We start from the raw sequence: 10081 nt of genomic DNA, 5'->3' as shown, positions 1-10081 counted from the left end.
GCATTCTTCGTGCGCAACGCCGATCGCGTCGCTTATCGTTTGGTTGGCGTGTGGATGGTTTGCCTTGCTGCGGCGATCGCGGGCGTTTTGATAGCGGACGATGCGTTCGGCACCGAGGTTTCGGCAATGTTCGTCATGATCTTCTGTGCACTTTCCTTCTCTTTGTCGCCGCTTGTCGCTCGCCGGTGGCGAAACCGCGAAATGGCGGCTGCGGTGGCGTATTTGCAGCTTCATCGGGCGGCTTTCTCGGGAGCTGCCCGGCCCGCACGGGGGGAGGCCGACGTCGGGTTATGCCCGAGCATCGATGCGGCGTGCGCTTCGGCCTCGCGTGCCTACGAACTAACGCGACGCGAGGAGGACGTGCTGAGGCTCCTCATAGAGGGATCGAGCATGGCTGTCGTGGCTGAGAAGCTGGTTGTGTCGGACAACACGGTCAAGAGCCATGTGCGGCATATCTATCGCAAGATGGGCGTCAACTGCAAGCAGGATCTCTGCGGCAAAGTGCTCGGTTCGGGGAATGCTGTGACTTAGCGGCAGCCGTTCTCCCTGGAATAAGGGATGCGTTGCGTACTCGTTCATTTGAAGGGGCGCTAAAGCTCTAACAGATAGAGCCCGTTCTGCGGGTCGAAGGCGAAGCCGCAGGCGAGCAGGGTGCGGCAGGACGGCGCGTTTTTCGGTTCAATCATGTTTCGCCTGGTGCTTCCTCAAGATTCGTTGTCCCTTCTGGCGTCCTCGCGCTTCGCATCGCCCTTCTTGGTGCCGTCGGCGCTCGTCGCAAGGCGGGCTGTTTCGCGCAGGCGTCGCTGCTGCTCGCGGGCAGCTAGGGCAGCTAGGCGTTTGCGGCGCGCCTCGCGACGTTGGGCCAACAGGTCCTGTTCGGAAAGAGATGTGGCCGCATCCTCGGAGGCCTCGTTGCGCGCGGCCAGTTCCTGTTGCGCGGCATCGCGCGCCTCCTCGAGGGCGCGGCTGCGCATGGATTGTTCTTGCAGCGCCGCAGCGCGGTCCTGCCAGCTGGCCGTGAGCGCCTTCTCGCGTGCCAACATGCGCTCGAGCGTCATGTGGTCGCGGATGATGCTGCGGATATCGCGCGGGCGCTGGCGTATCTCGCGCACGGCCTCGATAGGCTGCGCGTCGGCGACGTGGTAGGCGATCGATCCCAGAAGCGGCATAAGGAACACGGTGATGGCCCCTGCTGCCACTAGCACACTGGCCGTTTCCTGGCTCATGGCGCCTGAGGTGACGGCCACCGAGGTGACGGCGACGATGATGGGCAGCGCGGTTGTGCAGTACAGTGCGACGGACAGGCGGTTGTGTGACGACATATCGCGGGTGTCGCGTCCGGTGGACAGTGCGGCGAATACCGGCACGGCGCGGATAAGCAGCAGCATGACGATGAACCCCACCAACAGCACCGGTTGCGCGAACACGGCGGTCAGGTCGATCTTCGCGCCGGAGGCGACGAAGAAGATGGGTATGAGAAACCCGTACGCCACGCCTTCCAACTTGTGTTCGAGTACCTCGTTTCCAGCTGGGATAACGTAGCGCAGCACGAATCCTGCGGCGAATGCGCCCAGCACGATATCCAGGTTGAATACAGCCGAGAGCGTGACCAGCCCGACGAGCAAAAGCACGGTCACGCGCATCATGGTTTGTGACGTGGTGTTCGCATTCGCGGTGATGAAGGAGAATACTTTGTGCCCCGCCTTCTTCGCTTTGGCAGGCAGGACGGCCACCAGTACCGCTACGGCCACGAAGGCCAACAGGATGAGCATGGTTTTCCACTCGGCGCGTGTCGAGAGCAAAAGGGCCATGGCCAATACGGGGCAGAGCTCTCCCCAGGTGCCGTATGCCAGAATAGAGTTGCCCACGCGCGTGCCCATGAGCTGGCGCTCCTTCAGGATTGGCATCAGCGTGCCCAACGCCGTGGTGGTCAGCGCGATGGCTATGGCAATGCCGTCGATATGGCTGATGGAGAGGTCGGGTGACAGGCGCACGGCCAGGAAGGCCAGAGCAAGCGATACGACCCAGGTAACCAATCCCCGTTTGCCTTGGTTGCTCGTGAGGTTCTTCGGACTGATATCGTAGCCGGCCAACAGGAACAGAAACGCTAATCCCAGGTCGGACAGCAGCCCTACCGATTCGGTCAGATGTACGACACCCAGCAGATGCGGACCGAGCAGTGCGCCTGCCAAGAGCAGGAATACCGTCTCGGGGATGGGCTTGCCCGGTATGGCTTGTGCAATCAACGGGCAAACGGCCGCTACGAGCGCTATGGCGGCCAGGGATACGAAGTCGACGGGCATGCAGAAGCCTTTCGGGCGTGATGGTGTGCAGGTGGCCAGCCTATTGTAGCGCAACGATTAACCATAAGGTCGTGGTATGCTTACCAAAGCAAGCACCTCGCAGGGGGTGCGCCTCTCAGGAAAGGAAGACCATGATCGTAACCACCACGCCCTCGGTTGAGGGCTATCGTGTCACCGGCTATTACGGCGTCGTGTTCGGCGAGGTTGTCACCGGCGTTAACTTCATGCGCGATTTCGGTGCCGGCATACGCAATATCGTGGGCGGGCGCAGCCAGGGGTACGAGGACGAACTCGCTGAGGCGCGCAACGGGGCGTTGCGCGAGCTGGAGGAACGCGCCGGCGCCTTGGGTGCGCATGCCGTGGTCGGCGTCGACTTGGACTACGAGGTGCTCGGCCAAGGCAACATGCTTATGGTTACCGCCTCCGGTACCGCTGTTACGCTCGATCAGGCGTAAAGGACACCGTATGCCCGCGGCGGTAAATGAGAGGCTTGAGCGTGCATCGGTGTTCAAGCGGCAAGCGTACTACGCCTTGGAGGATCTGCGGTTGGCTGGGCCTGTGGCCCGGGTTCTGGGTGTGGGGCTGTTCGTCCTGATCGTGCTCAATGCAGCGCTGGTATTTGCCGAGACGCAGCCGGATATACCTCAGCGGGTGACCACTGCAATGGTAGTGTTCGGGGTCGTGTCCAGCGTGTGCTTCGCCTTGGAGTACGCCGCCCGCCTGTGGGTGGCCGATCTGCTGCATCCAGACCGCAGGCCGGGTGCAGCGCGCGTGCGCTACGTGTTCTCGCTCATGGGCATCATCGACCTGCTGTCGTTTCTGCCCGGCTTGCTGGTGCTGGTGGTGCCGGTGTCTCCGGCAACCCTCCATGCAGCGCGCATCATCCGTTTGGTGCGCCTGGTGAAGATATCGCGCTACATGCGCGGGCTGAAATCCATCTCGCGCGTGTTCCAGAAGCGCAGTCGCGAGATCGTGGCTGCGCTTACGGTGCTGGCGCTGCTCACGGTCACCGCAAGCGTGCTGATGTACGAGATAGAGCATCCGGCGCAACCCGACAAGTTCGACAGCGTGTTTACCGGCATGTACTGGGCCATGACCACCATCACCTCCACTGGCTATGGCGACCTGGTGCCCATCACGCCGCTCGGCCGCTTCGTGGGGTTCATGACCATGTTACTGTCCATCGGCGTGGTGGCTATTCCCGCCGGCATCTTCTCGGCCGGCTTCGTGTCTGAGTTTCGCGCCCAGGATGCCGAGGCGCGGGAGCAGCGGCAGCAGGTGCGGGGCGCAGACCCAAGCAGCCAAGACGAAGACACCTCGGTGCTTGCCGCGTCCGACGAGGAAGATGGTTGCTGACCTCTCGGGAGCCTAGCGCGCCTACTGCTCGAGATAAGATTGAAGCGCGGGCCACAGGCGCATCGCCTCAGCGTAGCCTTGCTCGTAGAGCGCCATAAGCTTGGCCGGGTCCTTCTCCATGTTGGAGATGGCTACCGGCTCGGGTGGGCGGATCAGGAAGATGCGGCCCTCGTCGTGCAGACGTGACAGCGCGCGGTAGGTGCGGTTGTACTCGAAGTGGCGGTGCTGAAGCCGGTCGACGTAGTAAGGGTGGTCGCCGTAGCGCTGCCTCATCAGCACCATAAGCTTCTCGGCGCCCTTCACGTAGTCGGCTGCCTGGGTCAATACGACGATATGCTTTTCTGCTCCAGTGAGCAGCGAGTACAGCACGGGCACGCTGTCGCAGGTGCCGCCATCCAGCAGATGTTTCCCGTCGATTTCTACCACCTGGCTCACGAGTGGCATGGACGATGAGGAAATGAGATAGGGGAGGTCTGCTAGGGCATCGGTGAACTCGTGGTAGTCGGCCTCGCCTGTCTCGAGGTCGCTCGACACGGCGACGAGCGTGAGCGGCGAGGTGTTGAACGCCTCGTAGTTGAAAGGCTCAAGGTGGTTGGGAATCTCGTCGAACACGAATTCCCGCCCGCAGGCGTTGCCGGTATAGGCGAAGCTCCGCATGGAAAGATAACGCCAGTCGTCGCTGTATTTCACGTTTAAATAACAAGATCGCCCCAGATCGCCGGCTACGTAGTTGTAGCCGCAGAGCGCGCCTGCCGATACGCCGATGACGCGCTCGCAGAACAGGCGGTTCTCCATGAAGTAGTCCAGCACGCCAGCGGTGAACTGGCCTCGCATGGCACCGCCTTCCAGCACGAGGTTGGCGGGGGTGGTGGCGTGCCCGCGCCAAGCGGGCTCGGTGAGTGCGGGTGCATCTGCTGCGGCTGCTTGCGAGGAGGGGGAAGGGGGGCGACGGTGATCCATGTGGGTTCCTTTCTCTGTGCATTTCCATTATAGAGTACCCACGGTGCCGTTCGCCTCGCCGGGCTTCCTCCCGCGGTTACGGTTAGGGAACGATTGGCCCCGCTTGCGGGCGCTGTCGTAAGGTGGGCGCAGTAACGCGGTATCATATCGAAAAATACATACGAGGCTGCGGAAGCGGCCGGAATGGTTAAGGAGGCTCTTATGAGCGAGGTAGTTGTTTCTTCGGATTTCCAGTCCAAAGTGCTTGACGCGCAGGGTCCCGTGTTGGTGGACTTCTTTGCTACGTGGTGCGGCCCGTGCAAGATGCTTACACCCACCGTGGATGAGATCGCTGCCGAGCAGGCGGGCAAGGCATCGGTGTACAAGCTGGACATCGACCAGAGCCCCGATATCGCACAGCGCTACGGTGTCATGAGCGTACCGACGCTTATCGTGTTCGAGAATGGCCAGGTGAAGAAGCAGGCTGTCGGCGTGCAGCCCAAGCAGAATATCTTGTCGATGCTGGCATAGAGGCGCGAAGCCAAAGCGAATGCGAAACGCCCCCGACCTTTTGGTTGGGGGCGTTTTTATGCGCCGAGCACCCAGGCGCGGTAGTAGTCCCAGCGCAGCCCGCCCTCCGACTCTGCGGCGGTAAGCAGGTAAGAGGCCACGATCCGCTCTGGCTGCATGCCGTGTTGCGCGGCGTGTGCGAACAGCTCGGGTGCGTTCGAGGCATCCGTGTCGGGATCGATGCGCAACAGGCATTCCAGTCCCCGATCGCTTTTTGGCGCGCGTTCCCAGCGTGTCTCTTCCGAGGGTGGCAGGTCGGTCAAGGATTCCAGTACGAGGTTTGGTTCGTCAGCCTCGATCACCACACCGTAGCGCCATGGCTGGTCGATGAGCAGCAGCCAGAGTCCGGGGTCGTCGTAGTCGATAGCCGAAAGGCGCTGCGGGACTGGGGTGCCTGGTTGCATGCCTGTGCGCTGCAAGGCTACGGCTTGGGCGTTCAATGCCCTTTGGCGCTCAAGGAACACCTGCATGTCTTTGAGCTCGGCCAGGCGCTGCTCCACTTCCTTCTGCGTGCGGTCGAGCGTGGCGTCCAGCTCGTCCAGTGAGATGGTGCGGTAGTTGCGCAGTTCCTTTACCGGTACGCCCAGCCGACGGTAGAACGCGATCTCGCTTATGGTGATGAGGTCGTGCAGCGCGTAGCGGCGGTAGTCGTTGGCGGGATTGCGCCCGGAGCGCACCAGTCCCTCCTGTTCCCAGTAGCGCAGCGTGGACGGCGCCACGCCCAGGTGGCGGGCGGCCTCCTTTATGTCGTAGAGCCGATGCGTTTCCATAAGGGGCTTCCTCTGTATTTGAAGAATTCGCGTGGGCTTTCGCTCTAGGCCTTTACCTTAAAGTTGCTTTAAGGTTTAGAGTACCATGCGGAACAACAAGGGGCAACAAGCAAAGGCATAGGAACATGATCAAGAAGAACATGGTACGCGAGTACCTGAAGTACATCCTTCCCACCATGCTGACGTTCACGTTGGCGAGCATATACAGCATCGTCGACGGCATCTTCGTGGGCCATGCGGTGGGCGACGCGGGGCTGGCTGGCGTCAACGTGGCTTTTCCGCTGGTGGCACTGGTGATGGCGATAGGCACCGGCATCGGCATGGGCGGCGGCGTGATCTCCTCCATCGCCAAGGGTGCGGACGACCACGCTAAATCGCGTCGTGCGGTGGGTACGACGTTTCTCATGCTGCTGTTGGCGGCCGTTCCTATTATGGCTGCGTTGCTGCTGTTCGCTGAGCCTATTTTGACGTTGCTCGGCGGACGGGGGGAGACGCTTACGCAGGCCGTGTCCTATATCATGGTTATCGCCTGGGGTGTTCCGTTCCAGATCTTCGTGACGGGCTGTACGCCGCTTATCCGCAACCAGGGGCGTGTGGTGTACGCTATGATCGTGCAAGTGTTGGCAGGCTGCATGAACGTGGCACTCGACTACGTGTTCGTCATGGTGCTGGGGCGTGGCATAGCGGGCGCTGCCGAGGCGACGGTGCTGTCCCAGATAGCCGCTTTCGTGCTGGTAGCCGTGTTCTTTTCTATGAAGCGCAACCGCATCGCGCGTGCGGATCTGCGCCCTGACGGCAAGATTGCGTCGCATGTGCTGCGTTTAGGGCTGGCACCGTTCGGGCTGACGTTGCTGCCCGAAGCCACTGTGGTGGCCATCAACGTGAACTTGGCGAATTACGGCGGCGAGACCGCTCTGGCGGCGTATGCGGTCGTATCGTACACGGCCTGTGTCATCCAGATGCTTATCCAGGGTGTGGGCGACGGGTCCCAGCCGCTTATCAGCAAGTTCTTCGGCGCGCGGGACGGCGATGCGGTGCGGCGTATCCGCAACACGAACTACCTGATCGCCATCAGCTTGGGTGCGGTGGGGCTTTTGACGATGTTTTTGTTCCGCGAGCAGATTCCGCTCTTGTTCGGCGCGAGCGATGCTACGTCGGGCCTGATAGCCTGGGCGCTGCCCATCTTCTCTATCGCGTACGTGTTCTACGGGTTCACGCATGCCTCCACATCCTACTTCTATGCGGTGGACGATGCCAAGGCATCGAGTGCCATCGTATACGGCGAGGCTGCACTCGTAGTGGTCGTCGTGACGGGGCTGGGATGGTTGTTCGGCATGGACGGCATCTGGATCTCGGTAACGGTAGTGCAGATGATCCTTGCCTGTGGTGCGGCGGTGCTCCTGCGTTTGCGCCACCGCACGCGCGACGACCAGTCGGCGCTTGCTTCGCAGCCGGTGTCGGAGGGGTGCTAGATCAGGGGCATCAGGTACCCGTACCCTTCCTCCTCCATGCGCTCCAGCGGCACGAAGCGCAGGGCGGCGCCGTTGATGCAATAGCGCAAGCCTCCGGCATCGGCCGGCCCGTCGGTGAACACGTGTCCCAGGTGCGCGTCGCCGGCGTGGCTGCGCACCTCTGTGCGGGCCATGCCGTGGCTGCGGTCCAGGTGCTCTTGCACGACGTCGCGCGCGATAGGGCGCGAGAATGCCGGCCACCCGCAGCCGGAGTCGAACTTGTCCGCGCTGGCGAACAGCGGCTCTCCGCTGGTTACATCTACGTAGATGCCCGGCTTGAACAGATGGTCGTAATCGCTCGTGAACGGGCGCTCGGTGGCGTTCTCTCGCACGACGCGGTACTGGTCGGGGGAAAGCGTGCGGCGTAGCTCATCGTCGGGTGTCGCTGTGTACCCTTGTTCGCCGATGAGGGTGCCGGTATCAGCAGGGGCAGATATGCCTGCGCGTTCGTCTGCGGGCTTGCTGTTAGGCTTGTCGCTCGCATCGGCCTTGTCGTGCAGGGAAGCCGCACCGGATTTGGGTTTCTCGTCGGCGCACAGGCCGTCTAAGGGAACGCAGGCGCGTCCTTCGACGAGTCCGACGCGAGCGGCGAATGCCTCGGCCGCGCCCAGGTGGATGTGGCAGTAGCCGCCCGGGTTCTTCTCCAGATACTCCTGATGGTAGTCCTCGGCGGGGAAGAAGCTGCGCAAGGGCAGGGCTTCCGTGACGATGGGGGAGGCGTGGGCCGCCTGCTGGCGCAACAAGGCTGCTTTTGCGTCATCCTCGTCATCCTCGTCGATCCAGTAGATGCCGTTGCGGTACTGCGTTCCGCGGTCGTTTCCCTGGCGGTTCAGGCTGGTAGGGTCTACTACTTCAAAGAACGCGTCCAGCAGCACGTCGGTGGGCAGGACGGTGCGGTCGTAAGTGACGGCGACCGTCTCGGCGTGTCCCGTGGCACCCGTGCAGACCTCGCGGTAGCCGGGACTGTCGGTGATGCCGTTGGCGTAGCCCGAAACCGCATTGCGCACGCCGGGCAGACGCCTGAGGTAGGCTTCGAGCCCCCAGAAGCAGCCGCCGGCCAAGTAGAGGGTATGCCGGTCACCTTGGGTGGGGGAAGGTGTGGCTCCGGATGATGAAGTGGGAGAATTCTCACTGGTCATGATATTCGTCCTTTCTTGCTTTTCGCCTATGGTATCGCTTTGTGCTTGAGGGGGTCAGATGGGGCAAGAACCGTCACATATGCGTTGCGCGATAAGCATGCGATGCGCAAACCCTTCTGCTAGACCGCGGTGGAAGAACCGATGTTGGCTGTGTGGCCGTTTTCGGTGTTGCAAGGTGCTGTCCCGGGTGACGCTCTCCCTACCGAATCCTGCGGATTTGGCGTAAAGTGGTGCCGATCCGATAGCAATTGTAGAGTTTCCTTTATACTGGAGGAACAGGAACAATGCTTCGACTAGGAGGCTTAACCATGATCGAGGACACTACCAACCAGACATCGGCCGCGTGCAAGGCGGCAGGGGCCGATGACGTTATCGATATAGCCATTATCGGTGCCGGCCCGGCAGGCCTTTCGGCGGCCCTGTACGGTGCGCGCGCTGGACTTGAGACGGTTATGTTCGAGCGCATCTCGGCAGGCGGGCAGCTGGCCCAGACTGAGCACATGGAGAACTATCCCGGATTTCCCGAGGGCGCAAACGGCTTCGAGCTTGCGTTCTCCATGAAACAGCAGGCCGACCGCTTCGGTGCCCGCACGGTGGGCGAGGAGGTGACGTCGGTGGACTTCACCCAGGAGCCGAAGGTGCTCACGACGGCTTTTAGCGAGCATCGCGCCAAAAGCGTTATCATTGCCACGGGCGCGCGTCCCCGTAAGCTGGGGCTTGAGCTTGAGGACGAGCTGCAAGGCCGCGGCGTGTCGTATTGCGCCACCTGTGACGGAAACTTCTTCCGCGGCAAAGAGGTCATGGTGGTGGGCGGTGGCAACACGGCTGTGGGCGATGCTATCTATCTGGCCCGTATCTGCAAGAAGGTGTACTTGGTGCACCGCCGCGACAAGCTGCGCGCTACGGCCATCTACCACAAGCGCCTCGAGGCCCTGCCGAATCTGGAATTCGTCTGGAATGCAACGCCGCGTAAACTCGTGACCGACGAGGGCAGGCTCGCAGGCGTGCGCGTGGAGGTACTGACGACGGGCGAGGAGCGCGACATTCCCGTGGAAGGCCTGTTCGTGGCAGTGGGGACTCAGCCTAACACCGAATTTTTAGACGGTGCTTTGCGTACCGACGAAACGGGTTACTTGGTGGCCGACGAGACAGGTGTGACGGAAGTTCCTGGCGTGTACGCTGCTGGCGACGTACGTACGAAGTTTTTGCACCAGGTGGTTACCGCGGTGTCCGACGGTGCCATTACCGCAGAGGAAGCTGCGGAGTATCTAGCTATTTAATATGTCCACTTAGATGGATGGAAGCTGTGTTGCGGGATGGGTATACCGTCCCCTTTTTTGGTGTGTCGAGCATGGCTCGCTCTCTAATGGGTGAGAGTCCCTAACACGCCTGGCAGTGAGGAGCTATCTATTTCGACGGCTTATCGACGAGGTAGATGCTATCGAGCTTTACGAGTAACGAGACCCTAAGCCTTGTATCGAGGAATTCGTTTC

Annotated in this window: 9 protein-coding genes and 1 pseudogene; 6 read left to right on the top strand and 4 right to left on the bottom strand. The window is 61.6% G+C overall.

Annotated elements, in window-relative coordinates; genetic code table 11:
- A partial coding sequence (locus RR842_RS09180) for a helix-turn-helix transcriptional regulator (protein ID WP_332729549.1) occupies positions 1-531 on the top strand: 531 nt, incomplete at its 5' end.
- Positions 532-704: 173 nt separating this feature from the next.
- On the opposite strand, the gene RR842_RS09175 is transcribed toward RR842_RS09180, so the two are convergent.
- On the bottom strand, positions 705-2303 hold the full coding sequence (locus RR842_RS09175) for a cation:proton antiporter (RefSeq protein WP_332729548.1): 1599 nt from the start codon (positions 2301-2303) through the stop codon (positions 705-707).
- Between the two features lie 131 nt (positions 2304-2434).
- On the opposite strand from RR842_RS09175, the gene RR842_RS09170 reads away from it, so the two are divergent.
- Complete coding sequence (locus tag RR842_RS09170) at positions 2435-2758, top strand: heavy metal-binding domain-containing protein (protein WP_332514106.1); 324 nt, start codon at positions 2435-2437, stop codon at positions 2756-2758.
- A 10-nt stretch (positions 2759-2768) separates the two neighbouring features.
- A complete protein-coding gene (locus tag RR842_RS09165; RefSeq protein WP_332565354.1) occupies positions 2769-3659 on the top strand; it encodes an ion transporter in 891 nt (296 codons plus the stop codon).
- Between the two features lie 21 nt (positions 3660-3680).
- Here RR842_RS09165 and RR842_RS09160 read toward each other — a convergent pair whose 3' ends face one another.
- Positions 3681-4619, bottom strand: a complete 939-nt coding sequence (locus RR842_RS09160) for a patatin family protein (protein WP_332518506.1) — start codon at positions 4617-4619, stop codon at positions 3681-3683.
- 201 nt (positions 4620-4820) lie between these two features.
- On the opposite strand from RR842_RS09160, the gene trxA reads away from it, so the two are divergent.
- A complete protein-coding gene (trxA, locus tag RR842_RS09155; RefSeq protein WP_332514111.1) occupies positions 4821-5129 on the top strand; it encodes a thioredoxin in 309 nt (102 codons plus the stop codon).
- Between the two features lie 56 nt (positions 5130-5185).
- Here trxA and RR842_RS09150 read toward each other — a convergent pair whose 3' ends face one another.
- Complete coding sequence (locus RR842_RS09150; RefSeq protein WP_332521768.1) at positions 5186-5938, bottom strand: MerR family transcriptional regulator; 753 nt, start codon at positions 5936-5938, stop codon at positions 5186-5188.
- A gap of 98 nt (positions 5939-6036) precedes the next feature.
- Here RR842_RS09150 and RR842_RS09145 point away from each other — a divergent pair.
- Positions 6037-7410: pseudogene (locus tag RR842_RS09145) on the top strand (MATE family efflux transporter); the annotation flags it as partial.
- On the opposite strand, the gene msrB reads toward RR842_RS09145, so the two are convergent.
- Positions 7407-8588 (bottom strand): peptide-methionine (R)-S-oxide reductase MsrB, encoded by a 1182-nt coding sequence (gene msrB / locus RR842_RS09140; RefSeq protein WP_332729547.1) that lies wholly within the window; start codon positions 8586-8588, stop codon positions 7407-7409. The pseudogene RR842_RS09145 and the gene msrB sit on opposite strands and share 4 nt — an antisense overlap.
- 308 nt (positions 8589-8896) lie before the next feature.
- Here msrB and trxB point away from each other — a divergent pair, with 308 nt between their 5' ends.
- Positions 8897-9868, top strand: coding sequence for a thioredoxin-disulfide reductase (gene trxB / locus RR842_RS09135; protein WP_332514117.1), 972 nt, complete (start codon positions 8897-8899; stop codon positions 9866-9868).
- Positions 9869-10081 lie beyond the last annotated feature (213 nt).

Origin of the sequence: Gordonibacter sp. (assembly GCF_036667095.1) — a bacterium.
In the GTDB taxonomy this organism is placed as follows: Bacteria; Actinomycetota; Coriobacteriia; order Coriobacteriales; family Eggerthellaceae; genus Gordonibacter.
This window is presented reverse-complemented; position numbering and strand designations above follow the sequence as displayed.